12 protein-coding genes and 2 pseudogenes are annotated in these 15,704 nt (G+C 69.6%); 7 read left to right on the top strand and 7 right to left on the bottom strand.

What is annotated here, in order from left to right; all coding sequences use genetic code 11:
* Nucleotides 1-9 precede the first annotated feature (9 nt).
* Both AC5WRL_RS10160 and AC5WRL_RS10155 read left to right on the top strand, forming a co-directional pair.
* Nucleotides 10-861 (top strand): spermidine synthase, encoded by an 852-nt coding sequence (locus AC5WRL_RS10160; RefSeq protein ID WP_496088068.1) that lies wholly within the window; start codon nt 10-12, stop codon nt 859-861.
* Nucleotides 862-961: 100 nt separating this feature from the next.
* Nucleotides 962-1,384: pseudogene (locus AC5WRL_RS10155) on the top strand (transposase); the annotation flags it as partial.
* Nucleotides 1,385-1,393: 9 nt separating this feature from the next.
* Here AC5WRL_RS10155 and AC5WRL_RS10150 read toward each other — a convergent pair.
* Complete coding sequence (locus tag AC5WRL_RS10150; protein WP_496088067.1) at nt 1,394-3,115, bottom strand: eCIS core domain-containing protein; 1,722 nt, start codon at nt 3,113-3,115, stop codon at nt 1,394-1,396.
* Between the two features lie 520 nt (nt 3,116-3,635).
* On the opposite strand from AC5WRL_RS10150, the gene AC5WRL_RS10145 reads away from it, so the two are divergent.
* Nucleotides 3,636-3,965: a helix-turn-helix domain-containing protein gene (locus AC5WRL_RS10145; protein WP_496088066.1), complete on the top strand. Its 330-nt coding sequence runs from the start codon at nt 3,636-3,638 to the stop codon at nt 3,963-3,965.
* A 38-nt stretch (nt 3,966-4,003) separates the two neighbouring features.
* Here AC5WRL_RS10145 and AC5WRL_RS10140 read toward each other — a convergent pair whose 3' ends face one another.
* A complete protein-coding gene (locus tag AC5WRL_RS10140; protein ID WP_496088065.1) occupies nt 4,004-4,615 on the bottom strand; it encodes a hypothetical protein in 612 nt (203 codons plus the stop codon).
* 32 nt (nt 4,616-4,647) lie between these two features.
* On the opposite strand from AC5WRL_RS10140, the gene AC5WRL_RS10135 reads away from it, so the two are divergent.
* Together AC5WRL_RS10135 and AC5WRL_RS10130 are read left to right on the top strand one after the other, a co-directional pair.
* Nucleotides 4,648-5,343 carry a response regulator transcription factor gene (locus AC5WRL_RS10135; protein WP_496088064.1) on the top strand — a complete coding sequence of 232 codons (696 nt, stop codon included), beginning with the start codon at nt 4,648-4,650 and terminating at the stop codon, nt 5,341-5,343.
* A complete protein-coding gene (locus AC5WRL_RS10130; RefSeq protein ID WP_496088063.1) occupies nt 5,340-6,782 on the top strand; it encodes a sensor histidine kinase in 1,443 nt (480 codons plus the stop codon). Before AC5WRL_RS10135 ends, AC5WRL_RS10130 begins: the two co-directional genes overlap by 4 nt.
* Nucleotides 6,783-6,792: 10 nt before the next feature.
* On the opposite strand, the gene AC5WRL_RS10125 is transcribed toward AC5WRL_RS10130, so the two are convergent.
* The 4 genes from AC5WRL_RS10125 to AC5WRL_RS10110 all read right to left on the bottom strand — a co-directional run bounded on the left by AC5WRL_RS10125 (nt 6,793) and on the right by AC5WRL_RS10110 (nt 11,656).
* The gene (locus AC5WRL_RS10125; RefSeq protein WP_496088062.1) at nt 6,793-8,244 is read right to left on the bottom strand and encodes a GH1 family beta-glucosidase; all 1,452 of its coding nucleotides are present in this window, start codon (nt 8,242-8,244) and stop codon (nt 6,793-6,795) included.
* A gap of 127 nt (nt 8,245-8,371) precedes the next feature.
* Entirely contained in the window at nt 8,372-9,349 is a 978-nt protein-coding gene (locus AC5WRL_RS10120; RefSeq protein ID WP_496088061.1) for a carbohydrate ABC transporter permease, read from the bottom strand.
* Between the two features lie 3 nt (nt 9,350-9,352).
* Nucleotides 9,353-10,363 (bottom strand): carbohydrate ABC transporter permease, encoded by a 1,011-nt coding sequence (locus AC5WRL_RS10115; protein WP_496088060.1) that lies wholly within the window; start codon nt 10,361-10,363, stop codon nt 9,353-9,355.
* A gap of 24 nt (nt 10,364-10,387) precedes the next feature.
* Nucleotides 10,388-11,656, bottom strand: a complete 1,269-nt coding sequence (locus AC5WRL_RS10110; RefSeq protein WP_496088059.1) for an ABC transporter substrate-binding protein — start codon at nt 11,654-11,656, stop codon at nt 10,388-10,390.
* A gap of 351 nt (nt 11,657-12,007) precedes the next feature.
* Between AC5WRL_RS10110 and AC5WRL_RS10105 the strand changes: the two are divergent.
* Together AC5WRL_RS10105 and AC5WRL_RS10100 are read left to right on the top strand one after the other, a co-directional pair.
* Nucleotides 12,008-13,199 (top strand): annotated as a pseudogene (locus AC5WRL_RS10105) (RNA-guided endonuclease InsQ/TnpB family protein); the annotation flags it as partial.
* Between the two features lie 81 nt (nt 13,200-13,280).
* Nucleotides 13,281-14,318: a LacI family DNA-binding transcriptional regulator gene (locus tag AC5WRL_RS10100; RefSeq protein ID WP_496088444.1), complete on the top strand. Its 1,038-nt coding sequence runs from the start codon at nt 13,281-13,283 to the stop codon at nt 14,316-14,318.
* 286 nt (nt 14,319-14,604) lie between these two features.
* Here the strand turns inward: AC5WRL_RS10100 and AC5WRL_RS10095 are convergent, their stop codons facing one another.
* On the bottom strand, nt 14,605-15,618 hold the full coding sequence (locus AC5WRL_RS10095; protein ID WP_496088058.1) for an NAD(P)/FAD-dependent oxidoreductase: 1,014 nt from the start codon (nt 15,616-15,618) through the stop codon (nt 14,605-14,607).
* Nucleotides 15,619-15,704 lie beyond the last annotated feature (86 nt).

Raw genomic sequence — 15,704 nt, 5'->3', positions numbered from 1 at the left:
ACTGGGCGGATGGCACGACGAGGACGGCAGACGCAGGAGACCAGTGCGCAGGTGGCGGGCGGGCGCGCGGAGCTGCTGCCCGACCCCGACCGCGCCGATGCCTGGGAGCTGCTGCTGGACGGCGCCCCGCAGTCCCACGTCGATCTGGCCGAGCCCACCCGGCTCGGCTTCGAGTACCAGCGCCGGCTCGGCCATGTGATCGATGTACTGGCCCCGCCGCGCGCGCCGCTGAATGTCGTGCACCTGGGCGGGGGCGCGCTCACCCTGGCCCGCTACGTGGCGGTCACCCGGCCGCGTTCCGGCCAGCAGGTGGCGGAACCCGACGCGGCGCTCACCGACTTCGTACGCCGGCACCTGCCGCTGCCCGCCGGCGCCCGCGTCAAGGTACGCGCCCTGGACGCGCGCGAGGCGCTCGGCAAACTGCCGGAACACACCGCCGACCTGGTGATCGCCGACATCTTCCACCACACCCGCACCCCCGCCCACTGCGCCAGCGCCGAATTCCTCGACGCGGCCCGCCGGGTGCTCGCCCCCGGCGGCAGCTACGCGGCCAACATCACCGACGGCGGTCCGCTGACCCATCTGCGCGGCCAGACCGCCACCGCGCTCGACCGGTTCGGCACCGTCGCCCTGAGCATCGCCCCCGCCGTACTGCGCGGGCGCCGCTACGGCAACGGCATCCTGCTCGCCTGCGACGGCCCGCTGCCCCTGGACGCCCTGCGGCAGCGACTGGCCCGCGAACCGCAGCCCACCCGGCTGCTCACCGACGCCGAACTGCGCGACTTCACCGCCGGCGCCCCCGTGGTCACCGACGCCACCGCCCAGCCGTCCCCGGCGCCGCCCAGCGATCTCTTCGGCTAGTACTGCAACGACAGTCTGTAATTGGTTGCGTGGTGTGTCGTTGTCTGTGGTGTGCGTGCAGAGATAACTGACGAGTGGTCAGGTCGTTTTTGGTGACTTCATGGCGCGGTTCGCAGGCACGGTTCGGTCGGGTGGAGTCGCGACGTCGGATGGTGTCCTACCTGCGGGGACTGCTTGGCGAGGCCGAGCGGAAGAACGGGTGGACCCTGGCTGAGGAAGCGGTGACAGTGGCTCGCAGGGGATGCAGCGGCTGCTGAACTTCTACCGATGGGATGCCGACGGGCTGCGCGATGATGACGTGGAGTTCGCGGCCAAGTGGGAGCTCGGCCTGCGGGTGCTGGAACGTGCGGTGGAGTCCGGACGTCCGTTCCGCTGGGTGACCGCGGATGAGCTGTATGGCCAGGTGGGCCGGTTGCGGAGGGGCGGCCTCCATGAGACCGCCCCTGACCACTCCAGGGCTCGATACACTCCAGCCGACAGCCGAAACCTGGGGCTCAGACAGCGAAATCCTGCTGGAGTACTACCCCTGTCGCTATCGGTGTCGTTGCTCGCGTTCGTAGCGTTCGTGCCGCTCGTAGCGTTCCCTTATGTTCTCATGCTCGCGCCGTTCCCTGGGATGAGGTCGTCGAGGTTCGTCCAGCGGGTTCCGTGCCCCCTGTTCCCTTGGCCGCATCTCCTGGTAGTACATCCCCCGAGCTCCGGAGAAGTGACTCGGGTCAATCGCAGGGCCGGTCGTATCCATGGTGTCCGTCAAGCCCGCAATATCCACGGTTTTCCGACCGAATGCCATGTAGTCTTTGCCATCGGGTTTGTATGCCGTTGCTTCGGGAGTGACCTCTCCGTTCACGAGAAAGGCGAAGTGGAGATTCTCCCCGGCCATCCTGAGGGAGGAGTTGTCCTGCCAGGCATCGAGGATAATGATCTCGTTTGGTTTTTTGGGGCTACCCACGGCTACGTAGGCGTGGTCGATTGACAAGGAAACGTGCCAGATGCGGTACCCGGAGGGCAGCTTCGCCTTGTTGAGCAGGCAGAAGGACACGGCGGCGTGTTCGCCGCAGTTCCCGACGCCGAGGGCTGCCGACGCAGCCGCGTTCTGCCCCAGCATCTCTTGGAAAGTTTTCGGGTCTTCTAGGCGGTATGCAGGGTCACGGACCTTCGCGAGCAGGTGGTTCAGCCCGCCACCGGCGGCTGCTGCGGATGATATCTGGTTGGCCGCTCCCCTGTTGATTATTTGTTTGGTATCCGCCATCACCTTGGTGGCGATAGCCCATACTTTCCTGCCGTTTTCGGAACTCGGTATGGGATACGACTTTTCGATCCCCTTAGGGCGCGAGAAGCGCGACTCCTGGCGCCTGTCCGAGCCGCCGGGGCGACGGGTTCTCGAATGGCTGCGACGGGAGGAGCCGGGTTCCGCATCGATGATTCGGGGGCGATCATCCAGCTCCATTTCCATGTCGTCCCGGTAGCCGGAAGGAGCACGTGAGGACTGCCGGGAACGGCCATAGGGCGCCCTGGATGAAGGGCGGCCGGGTTCCGCATCGATGATTCGGGGGCGATCATCCAGCTCCATTTCCATGTCGTCCCGGTAGCCGGAAGGAGCACGTGAGGACTGCCTCGAATAGCCATAGGGCGCCCTGGATGAACGTCGGCCGCGGTCGTCCTCCATCTGCTGATATTCGGGGGGCAGCGTGTACGACGTGTAGCTGACCTGCGGAAAACCTGACGAGGAGCCGTAGCCGGGCTCGGCGTCGATCACCATCGGATCATCATCGGCATAGCCAGACGGATAGCCGTAGCCGGAGGGAGCTCGCTGGACGGTCGGCTTGGCTTCGGCCTCCTCACCTGTTGTGATAGGAGTTCCGGTCTTCTGCGTGGCGCGTTGGGTGACGAGGGACGGTGCGGTCGCCGTACCGGCGGCGAAGGAGACTCCGTCCCTCTCCGCCTTCTGCTCGGAGTTCTGACCGGGGTCGGTGACGGTGACGCCGGCACCGTTGCTCTTCCCGGTTTCGCGGGTTCCGTTGAGGTTTTCGTTGACGTGGCTCAGCTCGTGGCCCATGAGGTGCATGTTTGTAACGGCCTCGGGTGGCGCGAAGATGTGTGTGCCGATCGTCATCGCCTGTGCCCCCATCGCCTCAGTGGCCCGCTGGGCCACTGGGTTGTCGTGGAGCCGCGTGACGTCGAGGTTCTCGTTCTGGAAGTACGGCTTGGCTGCTTCAAGCAGAGGCTCGGGAAGGCGTCGGCTCGGCGAGGCCATCGCCTGGTCGATAAGGGCCCGCTGACCCTCTGGGGAATGATCGTCCACAGTCCGGGGGCGTGCTTCGGCCTCCACCGCCTCCTGCGTCGAACGCTGGACCCCGGACCCCTCCATCTGGTGTCCGCAAGTCGAGCTGTGCTGGTGCGAGTCCTGGGCCCACGGGTGCCCCGCCTGCCGAAGCATCTGCACCACTGCCGCGTTCCCAGCCTTAGCCTGTAGGCCCACCAGCATTGCAGCGGAGTTCGGCTGAGAGCCAGACTTCCGCTCAGAAGGTGCTTTTCCACGCATGTATTGATTCATGCAAACTCCTGGTAGCGCCAGAAAGATCTACTTCCTGTCTCTGGCGCAAGCATCACACAACTGCCAGGGCCCAGAGGAGCGGGGTCAGCTCCGAACGGGCTTTCTTTCAGGCCCTCTTGGCGTGCCACCCCAAATCCTTTGGCAGACACCCCCTCGTGTCCTGAGTCGGGATTGGCTTCATAGTCGAATGGCGAGAACGGGACGGCCGAAGGCCGAGCTGGTGCTGACCGAGGACGAACGCGAGACGCTGACCCGCTGGGCCAGGCGCCGGACCTCTTCGCAGGCCCTGGCTCTGCGGTGTCGGATCGTGCTGGAGAGGGCAACCGGCGCGGCGAACAAGGACGTTGCCGCCCGTCTGGGTGTCGAGCCACATACGGTCGGCCGTTGGCGGGCCCGGTTCGTGCGCGACCGGCTGGAGGGCCTGACCGACCGGCCTCGTCCGGGCGGGCCGAGGAGGATCACCGACGATCAGCTGGAAGAGGTGACCCGAAACCCTTCGTATGGACGAGAACCGCAGACGAGATCCTTGAACGCCTCTCCGGATATCTGAACCGAATTCCCGACTCGGGACCCTAGGGCGTGTCGTCACTATCCTTCGTGGACCTCGATGGCCGGCTCGTAGCCGTGCCAGGTGCAGAACGCCGACAGCTCACGGCCGTGCCCGGCGAAGGTGACCCGCAGATAGGACTCGGTGGTCCACACCTGCATCTCCCAGCCCGGCTCGGGGGTCGCCGACACCAGCTCACAGCGCTCGGTGCCCAGCTCGTACACCACCCTGCCGCCCTCCAGCGTCACCGTCTCCACCCGCCCTGCCGGCGGGGGCTGCGCGTGGGACGACCCGCCCTCGCCGGCCTCCGGGCCGCCCTCCGGATCGGGTTCGGCACCCGCGTCGCCGCCGTCCCCGGGGTCCGGAACGGGGTCCGGCTCCGCGCCGGGGTTCCCCTCCGGAGCCGGCCGCTCATCACCCGCACCGGAGTCCACGGCGGGCGGCGGCGCATCGTTCCGCGCCGGATCCGGCGGTGGCCGGTGCGTGGAGGACGCGGCCGGCTCGGTCCACGCCGAGGAGTCCCGCACCGGAACGGCCCGCGGCGGGTCGTACACCGTGCCCCGCAGCACCGAGTACACCCCGAACCAGGAAAACGTGACGGACAGGCCGGTCGCGGCCAACCACACACCCGTGTGTACCAGGAGACGTTGCATCGAGATCACCCTAATGGCGTACGGTGCCGCGCATGGCGCATGTGCTCGTGGTGGAAGACGACCCCTTCGTCCGATCAGCCTTAATCCGTCAGCTCACCGATGCCGCACACACCGTGCGCAGCGTGGGCACCGCTCTCGAAGCGCTCAGGGAAGTGGCCCAGATCGGCTTCGACCTGGTCATTCTGGACCTCGGACTCCCCGATCTGGACGGCCGGGAGGCCCTGAAGATGCTGCGCGGCATCACCGATGTGCCGGTGATCATCGCCACCGCGCGGGACGACGAGACCGAGATCGTACGACTGCTCAACGACGGAGCCGACGACTATCTCGTCAAACCCTTCTCCGCGGAGCATCTTTCGGCCCGGATGGCGGCGGTATTGCGCCGAGTCCGCGCCCCCGGCGGGCGCCCCGGCGCACCCCAGGACGCCGAACTGCGCGTCGGCGGCCTGTCGGTGGACCCGCTGCGCCGCCGGGCCCGCCTCGATGGCACCGAACTCGACCTCACCCGCCGCGAATTCGACCTGCTCGCCTTCCTCGCCCAGCGGCCCGGCGTAGTGGTGCCGCGCAAGGAACTCCTCACCCAGGTGTGGCGCCAGTCCTACGGCGACGACCAGACCATCGACGTCCATCTGTCCTGGCTGCGCCGCAAGCTGGGCGAGACCGCCGCCAAACCCCGCTATCTGCACACCCTGCGCGGCGTCGGCGTCAAGCTGGAAGCGCCCCTATGAGATGGGCGCTGGTACGGATCTCCCTCGCCGTCACCTCCATGGTGGTGCTGGCCTTCGCCGTCCCCCTCGGCCTGGTGGTCCAGGAGATGGCCGGCGACCGGGCGATCGGCAACGCCGAGCGACAGGCCGCCGCCATCGGCCCCGTCCTCGCCATCACCGGCGACCACGACCAGCTGGAGCGGGCCGTCGCCAGCACCGAGGCCGGCGCCGAGGGCCGGATCGCCATCTGGCTGCCGGAAGCCGACCCCGCGGCCGACGCCATGGTGATCGGCGAACCGCACACCAGCGACGAGGAGTTCCGCTCCTTCACCGAGTTCGCCCGCGCCGCCACCCTGGAGATCCCCGGCGGCGTCATCCTGCTCCAGCCCACCGCCGTATCGGGTGAACGCATCGCCGTCGTCGAGGTGTTCGTCCCCGACGCCGAACTCACCACCGGCGTCACCACCGCCTGGCTGGTCCTCGCCGGCGTCGGCATCGCCCTGGTGGCCGGCTCACTCGTCATCGCCGACCGGCTCGGCCGCCGCACCGTACGCCCCGCCGAACAGCTCGCCGGCGCCGCCCGCAAGCTCGGCGAAGGCCGCCTGGAGGTACGGGTCCCCGAGGCCGGCCCGGCCGAACTGCGCGAGGCCGCCGTCGCGTTCAACTCCATGGCCGCCCAAGTGGCCCGGCTGCTCGCCAACGAACGCGAACTCGCCGCCGACCTCTCGCACCGGCTCCGCACCCCGCTCACCGTGCTCCGCCTCAACACCGCCACCCTCGGCGAGGGCGACGCCGCCGACCAGACCCGGCACGCCGTCGACCAACTGGAGGCGGAGATCGACCAGATCATCCGCACCGTCCGCGAACAGCGCGAACACCACCCCGCGGGCGGCGCCGCCGCCGAACGCGGCGAGGTGGACGCCGCCGAGGTGATCAGGGACCGGATGGCGTTCTGGTCGGCACTGGCCGAGGACGAGGGCCGCGAAGTACGGCTCTCCGGAGCCGACCAGCCGGTACGGGTCCCGGTGCCGCGCGCCGAACTCACCGCCGCCCTGGACGCGATGCTCGGCAACGTCTTCCGGCACACCCCCGAGGGCACCGCCTTCGCCGTCGACGTGCACCACGCCAGCACCGACGACGCCGTGATCGTGCTGGTCTCCGACGCGGGCGAGGGGATCGCCGACCCGCACGCCGCGCTGCGCCGCGGCCACGGCCACGGCGGTCCCGGCTCCACCGGCCTCGGCCTCGACATCGTCCGGCGGCTGGCCGAGTCCACCGGCGGAGACCTGCGGATCGGCCGCTCCGTACTGGGCGGCGCCGAGATCCGGCTGTGGCTGTCCCTGGGCGGGCCGGCCACCGCGCCCCCGGAAGGCCAGGGCCCGGCCCGCCGCCGCGCCACAACGCGACGCCGGACCAGGCACCAGGCCCCCCCATCCCCCCTTCCGGGAAAGCGACACTAAAGCACGGTGGCTAGTCGCTCTGAGGGGAAGCGGTGGTGGGCTCGGCCGGGAGCCGGCCCGCGGCGATCACCCCGGCGTACCAGCGGGCACTGGACTTCGGGGTACGCGCCAGGGTGTCGAAGTCCACGTGCACCAGCCCGAACCGCTTGCTGTACCCGAAGGCCCACTCGAAGTTGTCCAGCAGCGACCACACCTGGTAGCCGCGGACATCCGCGCCCTGCTCCATCGCCTCGTGCACGGCGGCGAAGTGCTGGTGCAGATAGGAGATCCGCCTCGGATCGTGCACTGCCCCGGTGGCGTCCGGCTTGTCGTCGTACGCCGCCCCGTTCTCGGTGACGTACAACCCCAGCTTCGGCGCCTCCCGGTGGAAGCGCAGCAGCAGCTCGGTCAGCCCCTCGGGGGCGACCGTCCAGCCCATCTCGGTGACCTCGCCCGGCGGCCGGTGGAAGACCACATCCTCCGCCGCCACCCACATCGAGTGCTGGGACGCGCCGTGGTTGTTCGCCCGCCTGCTCTCCGGCAGGTCCTCGGTCACCGGGCCCGACACCACGGTGGTGGTGTAGTAGTTCAGCCCGACCGAGTCCAGCGGCTGGTGGATGATCGCCTCGTCGCCGTCCCGGACGAAGGACCAGTCGCTCACCCGCGCCGTGTCGCGCTTCAGGTCCTCCGGGTAGGAGCCGTGCAGCACCGGGTCGGAGAAGATCCGGGTGTGCAGATTGTCGATCCGGCGCGCCGCGTCGCGGTCCGCCTCCGAGGACGGGTCCAGCGGGTGCACCACACCCGGGTTGAAGCTGATCGACACCTCGGCGGAGCGCGGCAGTACCGAGCGCAGCACCTGGGTGCCCAGGCCGTGCGCGAGGTTGAGGTGATGGGCGGCGCGCAGCACCGACTCCTGGTCGTGGCGCCCCGGGGCGTGCACGCCGGAGCCGTAGCCGAGGAACGCGCTGCAGAACGGCTCGTTCAGGGTGGTCCACAGCGACACCCGGTCGCCGAGCGTCTCACCGACGATCCCCGCGTACTCGGCGAACCGTTCGGCCGTCTCCCGCTCCGGCCAGCCGCCGGCGTCCTCCAGCTCCTGGGGCAGATCCCAGTGGTAGAGGGTGACGATGGGCGTGATGTCCCGCTCCAGCAGGCCGTCCACCAGCTCGCGGTAGAAGTCGAGCCCGCGCTGCACGGCCGGGCCGCGCCCGGTGGGCTGGACCCGGGGCCAGGAGACGGAGAAGCGGTACGAGCGCAGGTTGAGATCGGACATCAGCGCGAGATCGTCCTGCCAGCGGTGGTAGTGGTCGGTGGCCACATCCCCCGTGTCGCCGGCCAGGACCTTGCCGGGCGTATGGCTGAAGGTGTCCCAGATCGAGGGGGTACGGCCGCCGTCGCGGGCGCCGCCCTCGATCTGGTAGGCGGCCGTGGCCGCGCCCCACAGGAAGTCCGGTGGAAACACCCGTAGTTTGTTTTCAGTCATGGAAGCGCTCCCATTTTTGCTTGTTCAGAGGGTAACTGACCTCGCCGGACGGTGCTGTGCGGCGGCGCCCGGGGTGGCCCGGCGCCGCCGCCCGGTCCATGTGCCGCGACCGGTACGTACTCGGTGTTCAGCCCTTGATCGCGCCGTGCATGATGCCGCCCACGATCTGCTTGCCGAACAGGACGAACGCGATCAGCAGCGGCAGCGTGCCCAGCAGCGCGCCCGCCATGATGACGCCCTGATCGGGGACATACCCACGGCCGAGATTCGTCAGTGCCACCTGCACGGTCGGATTCGACTGGGTGAGGGCGATGATCGGCCAGAAGAACTCGTTCCAGGCCGCCACGAAGGTGAGCATGCCCAGCACCGCCATCGCCGGCCGCGCCACCGGGAAGACCACGTGCCACACCACCCGCAGACTGTGCGCGCCATCCACCCGCGCGGCCTCGATCAGCTCGGTGGGCAGCGCCTGCGCCAGATACTGCCGCATGAAGAACACCCCGAAGGCGCTCACCATCGTCGGCAGGATGACCGCCTGGAGATGGCCGGTCCACTCCACCTTGGCGATCGCCATGAACATCGGCACCACCGTCAGCTGCGGCGGGACCATCATGGTGCCGATCACCAGCAGGAACAGCACGTTCTTCGCCCGGAACCGCAGCTTCGCGAAGGAGAACCCGGCCAGCGTCGCGAACAGCACCGTGGAGAGCGTGATGGTGCCCGCCACAAAGGTGGTGTTGAGCAGCGCCAACCCGAGATTGGCATCGGTCCAGGCCCGTTCCAGATTGTCGAACAGCCGGTCCCCGAACCAGAACGGCGGCGGGGTCTGCGCCAGCCGGCCCGACTCGTGCGACGCCGCGATCGCCTGCCACACCAGCGGCACCAGCGAGCCGATGGTGAAGATGATCAGGATGGTGTACGTCAGCCAGCCGCCGTACATCTGCCGGCCCGCGCTGCCCGCCCGCCGCGCCCGCCGGCGCCGCGGGCCCCGGCCCGTACCGTCCTTGCCCCGGCCGCCCCGCGCGGCATCGGCGTCCGCGTCCGCGTCCGGCGCCGGGCCGGCGTCCGACGCCCGGCGCGCCGCCTCGGCCTCCGTGGTTGTCACGCCTCACGCCTCCTTTCCACTGCCGGTGCTGCGGTTCACCCAGTGGGTGACCGCCCAGTAGGCCAGCCCGATCAGGATCAGCAGCATGAACATCGTCCAGGCGATCGCCGCCGAACGGCCGAGATGGAAGTTGAACCACCCCATCTGGTACATGTACAGACCGAGCGTCTGGTACTGCGACTGCGAGCCACCGGCCGGCGACCCCGCGAACAGCAGCGGCTCACCGAACAGTTGCGTGGCGCCGATGGTCGACACCACGATCGTGAACAGAATCGTCGGCCGCAGTGACGGCACCGTCACATGGATGAACTGCTTCCAGCGGCTGGCCCCGTCCAGCGCCGCCGACTCGTACAGATCGTGCGGCACGGCCTGCATCGCCGCCAGATAGATCAGCGCGTTGTAGCCGGTCCAGCGCCAGATCACGATGGTGGAGACCGCGAACTGGCTGCTCCAGCTGCCCGCTTCCCAGGACACCGGGTCGATCCCCACCAGGCCCAGTGCCCAGTTGATCAGCCCGTAGTCCCGGCCGTACAGCATCGCGAAGACCAGCGTGGCGGCGGCGATCGAGGTGGCGTACGGGGTCAGCATCGCGACCCGGAACATCATGGAGCCGCGCAGCTTGTAGTTGAGGAGATGGGCGATCCCCAACGCCATCAGCAGCTGCGGCACCGTGGAGATGACCCCGATGGTGAAGGTGTTCCCCAGGGCGTTCCAGAAGAACTCGTCCTCCCACAGCCGGGTGAAGTTCTGGAACCCCACCCACTCCATTTCGTTCGGGTTGTGAAGCGACACCCGATGCAGCGCGGACCAGCCCGTATACAGCAGTGGGAAGAGTCCGAAGGCGCCGAAGAAGACGAAGAAGGGCGCGATGAAGCCGTACGGGCTCCACTTGGTGTCCCGCTGGTAGCGGCGGGAACGGCGGACGGCCCGGCGCTGCTCCTTGGCATCGGCGCCGGGCGGGGCCGCGCCCCCCGTGGAAACGGGGGGCGCGGCCGGGACGTGATCAGTAGTCATTGATCCGCACCTGCTCCGGTCTTCTTACTCGTCGAGGGCGTTCTGGATCCTGGCGAGGGTATTGCTCCACGCGGTGTCGGGCGACTCGCCCTGCTGCGCGATCTGGAGCAGACCGTCCGCCATGGCCTCCTGGATCAGCTGGTCACGCGGCCCGATGATGGTCGGCGGGATCTCCGCCGCCGCGGCCGAGAAGATCTCCCCCATCGGCATCCCCTCGAAGTAGGGGTGGGTGGCCTCCTGGACGGCCGACGTCGCCTGGGCCTCCAGGGAGGAGGGGAAGCTGCCGCGCTCGGTGAAGAGCTTGGCCTGCTGCTCGGGGGCGGTCAGCCAGGCGGCCAGCTTGACAGCCTCCTCGTGGTTCTTGCCCGCCTCGGGCACGCCGATGAAGGCACCGCCCCAGTTGGACGGTACGGGCGCGGGCGCCGCGTCCCACAGCCCGATGGCGCCGTCGCCGGCCTTCTCCTGGATGTAGCCGAGCATCCAGGCGGGGCAGGAGATGGTGGCGAAGTCGCCGTTGGCGATGGCGCGTTCCCACTCGGGGGTGAACTGCTTCTGCCGGGTGCTCAGGCCGCTCTCCTCGGTGCGGACCCCCAGCTCCCAGGCGGCCTGGACGGCTTCGCTGTTCTCGTAGACCAGCTCGCCGGTGGGGCTGTAGTAGCGCTCCTCGTAGCTGGAGACCACGCCGTTGTACACGCCGCCGGGGGAGTCGACCCAGGCGACGCCGTCGGGGGCGTTCTCCTGGAACCGCTCACCGGTCTCGATGTAGGCGGTCCAGTCGCCGGCCCACAGCGCGCCGAGCTCGTCGCGGTCGGAGGGCAGCCCGGCCGCCTCGATGAGGTCCTTGCGGTAGCAGATGGCGGTGGGGCCGATGTCGGTGCCGAGCCCGATCAGCCGGCCGTCCAGGCTGGTGGACTGGACGAGCTTCCAGGGGGCGAAGTGGCTGGTGTCGACATCCGCGTACTGGTTGAAGTCCACCCAGCGGCCGTTGAGATCGCCCGCCATGTCGGCGATGTTGGCGACTTCGATGGCCTGGATGTCGGCCAGCCCGCTGCCCTGCGAGAGGCGGGTCAGCAGCTGGGCTATGTAGTCCTTGTTCTCGGTGATCGAGTCCTGCTGGATCTTGATGCCCGGGTTCTCGTCCATGTACTGCTCGTAGAGCCCGGCCTCCTCGTACCCGAACTGGCCGAACACGCCGACGGTGAGGGTGATCTGGTCGCTGTCCCCGCCGCCGTCGCTGCTCGAACAGGCGGCGAGCAGGCTTCCCGCGAGGACGGCGGTCAGACCGGCCGTCATCGCTCTGGCGGTCCGGCCGCGCGGGCGGTATGACACTTGGACTTCGGGTGTGTTGCGCATGGTTGGGTCGTCCTCCTGGCGCACAGACGTTGCCTTCCCGGCCGGGTGGTGCGGCGCGTTCGTGGGGGTGGGGCCTGGGTTCGGAACGTACGGGGTATGTAGGGTTTCCGATGTGTGGGAGCGCTCCCAGTTGTGATGGGTTGAAGGCTCCCCGAGCCCTTGGCGGGTGTCAAGGCATCGGACACGACGACTCGGGTTCGTGATGGGAATGGTGAGAACCGGATACCCCTCGCAGGTTGAGAGGGTGCGAGTGATGGGGTTTTGACACAAACATGCGTTATCGTGTCAGTTGTGGTTCAGGTCATCAAGCGGGCGTACAAGTACCGCTGTTATCCGACCAGCGAGCAGGAAGTGCTGTTGCGTCGCACGTTCGGCTGCGTCCGGATGGTCTGGAACAGGGCGTTGGCCGAGCGGACGCGGCGGTACAAGGACGAGGGCCGGCGGACCTCGTATGTGGATACCGCGGAATGGCTCACGGAGTGGAAGCGGGACGAAGAGTTCGCGTTTCTGCGCGAGGTGTCGAACGTGCCGCTCCAGCAGTGTCTGCGGCAGCAGCAGAACGCCTTCGCCGACTTCTTCGCCAAGCGGGCCCGGTACCCGCGCTTCAAGAACAAGAAGAAGTCGCGCAGGTCGGCCACCTTCGCGAACAGCGCCTTCACCTACCGGGGCGGCCGGCTCAAACTGGCCAAGACCAGCGAACCGTTGCCCATCGTGTGGCACCGCCCGCTCCCGGAGGGCGCCGAGCCGTCCACGGTCACGGTGTCGCAGGACGCCGCGGGGCGCTGGTTCGTGTCCCTGCTGGTCGAGGAGTCGATCGGGCATCTTCCCCCGACGGATGCCGCCGTGGGGCTCGATGCGGGGCCGACTCACCTCGTGACGCTCTCCACCGGGGAGAGGATCGCCAATCCCCGGCACGAACGCCGCGACCGGCGCAAGCTGGCCAAGGCGCGGAAGGCCCTGTGCCGCAAGGCCAGGGGATCGGCGAACCGGGCCAAGGCGCGACGGCGAGTCGCCAGGATCCATGCCAGGATTGCCGACCGGCGCCAGGACCATCTGCACAAGGTCACCACGAGGCTGGTACGCGAGAACCAAGCGCTGGCCATCGAGGACCTGACCGTGCGGAACATGCTCAAGAATCACTCCACGGACCGCGCCGTCAGCGATGCGTCGTGGTCCGAGCTGCGACGGATGCTGGAGTACAAGTCCGGCTGGTACGGGCGGCGGCTGATGCTGGTGGACCGGTGGTTCCCCTCCTCGAAGCTGTGCTCCACGCCGGGTTGCGCCCATGTCAACGACAGCGTGGGGCTGAAGGTGCGCTCCTGGACCTGCTCTCGGTGCGGTATCACCCACGACCGCGACGTGAACGCGGCGAAGAACCTCTTGGCCGCCGGGCTGGCGGACAAGTAAAACGCCTGTGGAGGACTGGTAAGACCGGCCTCGGAGTCTTCCGGGGAGGCACGGTCCGGTGAAGCAGGAACCTCAATCCCGCGAGGGAATGAACCCTTCTCCGTCACGTGAGGGGCGAAGTCACGTAGTTGGAACTGGGCAACACGGGAGGCAGATCATGGTTCGTACAGGACGCGGCGCCGGTCGCGACGGCAGACCGACACTGGAGCAGGTCGCCGCCCGCGCCGGAGTCGGCCGGGGCACGGTCTCCCGCGTGATCAACGGCTCCCCGCGGGTCAGCGACCGCACCCGGGCCACGGTGGAGCAGGCGATCGCCGACCTGGGCTACGTACCGCACCGTGCGGCCCGCGCGCTGGCCGCCAACCGGGCCGACGCCATCGCGCTCGTCATCCCCGAGGCGGAGGCCCGGCTCTTCGCCGAGCCGTACTTCTCCGGCATCATCCGTGGCGTCACGGCCGAACTCGCCGACACCGACATCCAGTTGCTGCTCACGCTGATCCGTACCCCCAAGGAGCGGCAGCGCTTCGGACAGTACGCCTCCAGCCGGCGGGTCGACGGCGTCCTGCTGGTCTCGGTGCACGGCGATGACCCCCTGCCCGATCTGCTCACCGAGATCGGCATGCCCGCGGTCATGAACGGCCGCCGCTCGGCGCAGGAGTCCTTCCCGCACGTCGACTGCGACAACCTCGGCGGCGCGCAGCTCGCGGTCGAACACCTGCTGGGGCGGGGGCGTGGCACGGTCGCCACCATCACCGGGCCGCTGGACATGTACGCGGCCCAGTGCCGGCTGGAGGGCTACCGCGAGGCGCTGCGCGCGGCGGGGCGGGAGGCGGACGACGAGCTGGTCGCGCACGGGGACTTCACCGAGGAGAGCGGGCACGCGGCGATGCGCGCGCTGCTGCGTCGGCGGCCCGGGCTCGACGCGGTGTTCTGTGCCTCGGACCTGATGGCGATCGGGGCGCGGCGGGCGCTGCGGGAGGTGGGCCGTACGGTGCCGGGGGATGTCGCCCTGGTCGGCTTCGACGATTCCTCGATGGCGCGGCACATGGACCCGCCGCTGACCAGTGTCCGGCAGCCGATGGAGGGCATGGGGCGGGCGATGACCCGCGCCCTGCTGGCGGAGATCGCGGACGGCGGCCTTGAGCGTCCGCACATGGTGCTGCCGACGGAGCTGGTACGGCGCTCGTCGTCGTGACGGGCGGGGCCTGCCCGGGCCGGCCGGCTGCCCGGACCGGTCGGTTCACTGTGGCCGGATGACCGTTTGCCGGGTGGGTTCGGGCAGTGCGGCGGCGGCTTCACGGGCAGGGGGCGCGGGGTGCCGGGCAGGTGGTGTGGGGGCCGGGGGAGGCCCGTTGTCCCGGGGCCGTGGGCGGACCGGACGGGGGCGGTCCGGCCGCCCGGTTGCCCGTGCCGGTCATCCGATACGGCCTGCCGGGCGCCCGGATGTGCCCGATCAGGTCGTACGGGCCGGCCCCGGCGGATCACCCGAGTGGATCGCTGCCGCGGTGCCGGGCGGTGTGGGCCGCGCGTTCTCCGGGCCCGGACAGCGCGCGGCGGTCGGCGACGGCCGCGGCGATGTCCTGGGCGAGCAGATCGCCGTTGATCGCCGCCGCCGCGGCCGAGCCCTGGCCGGCGGCGGTGATGACCTGCGCCCGGGGGTCGATGACGTTGCCCACCGCCCACACCCCGGGTACGGCGGTACGGCCGGTCGCGTCGACCGGCACGAAGCCGGTCTCGCTCCGCTCGCCGCCCAGCGCGAGCAGCAGCGCGTCCCGGGGTACGAAGCGCGGCGTCACGAACACCGCCTCCAGCGGCACCGACCCTCCACCGGACTCCGTCCGGGAGGTACCCCCTGCGGCGCCCAGTTCGGCGCCGCGAAGCCGGCCGTCCGCGATCACCAGCCGGGCGACCGGGCCCGGCATGATCCGTACGCCGCGCGCGGTCAGCTGCTCGCGCTCCTCCTCGGACACGGGTTGTTCCTGCGGGAACCAGGTGAGGTCGCGGGACCACTGGCTGATCAGCAGGGCCTGCTGGGCGCCGCCGATGACGCCCACCCGGCGGTCCCTGACCTCGTAGCCGTGGCAGTACGGGCAGGCCGCCACCTCCTTGCCCCAGCGTTCCCGCACCCCGGGGATGTCGGGCAGTTCGTCGCGCAGGCCGGTCGCCACCACGAGCCGGCGGGCCGGGAGGGTCCGCCCGTCGGCGAGCCGCGCCGTGAAGCCGCCGTCCGCCGCGTGGCGCCGGACCCCGGCCACCTGTCCTTCGATCAGCTCGACCCCGTATCCGGTGACCTCGGCGCGTCCCGCCGCGAGCAGTTCGGCCGGGGGCAGGCCGTCCCGGGACAGAAAGCCGTGCATGTGGTCCGCCGGGGCATTGCGCGGTGCCCCGCTGTCCACCACGGCCACTCGCCGCCGGGCCCGGCCGAGCACCAGCGCGGCGCTGAGCCCGGCCGCCCCGCCGCCGATGATCAGTACGTCGTACGTGTTGTCGGTCATCGTGACCACCTCCGCGACCGAGCATGCGGAGCGGGATGCGCGGGTGACAACTTCCGTTGCCGTTTCCGGGAAGTGGGGCCGTGCTG

It is taken from the genome of Streptomyces sp. NTD107, assembly GCF_059510435.1.
This window is presented reverse-complemented; position numbering and strand designations above follow the sequence as displayed.

Excerpts from the sequence above, each read along its gene's own strand:
- AC5WRL_RS10160 (WP_496088068.1), top strand. The coding sequence starts at position 10 with ATGGCACGACGAGGACGGCAGACGCAGGAGACCAGTGCGCAGGTGGCG.
- AC5WRL_RS10150 (WP_496088067.1), bottom strand. The coding sequence starts at position 3,115 with ATGGCCTCGCCGAGCCGACGCCTTCCCGAGCCTCTGCTTGAAGCAGCC.
- AC5WRL_RS10140 (WP_496088065.1), bottom strand. The coding sequence starts at position 4,615 with ATGCAACGTCTCCTGGTACACACGGGTGTGTGGTTGGCCGCGACCGGC.
- AC5WRL_RS10135 (WP_496088064.1), top strand. The coding sequence starts at position 4,648 with ATGGCGCATGTGCTCGTGGTGGAAGACGACCCCTTCGTCCGATCAGCC.
- AC5WRL_RS10130 (WP_496088063.1), top strand. The coding sequence starts at position 5,340 with ATGAGATGGGCGCTGGTACGGATCTCCCTCGCCGTCACCTCCATGGTG.
- AC5WRL_RS10125 (WP_496088062.1), bottom strand. The coding sequence starts at position 8,244 with ATGACTGAAAACAAACTACGGGTGTTTCCACCGGACTTCCTGTGGGGC.
- AC5WRL_RS10115 (WP_496088060.1), bottom strand. The coding sequence starts at position 10,363 with ATGACTACTGATCACGTCCCGGCCGCGCCCCCCGTTTCCACGGGGGGC.
- AC5WRL_RS10110 (WP_496088059.1), bottom strand. The coding sequence starts at position 11,656 with ATGACGGCCGGTCTGACCGCCGTCCTCGCGGGAAGCCTGCTCGCCGCC.
- AC5WRL_RS10100 (WP_496088444.1), top strand. The coding sequence starts at position 13,281 with ATGGTTCGTACAGGACGCGGCGCCGGTCGCGACGGCAGACCGACACTG.
- AC5WRL_RS10095 (WP_496088058.1), bottom strand. The coding sequence starts at position 15,618 with ATGACCGACAACACGTACGACGTACTGATCATCGGCGGCGGGGCGGCC.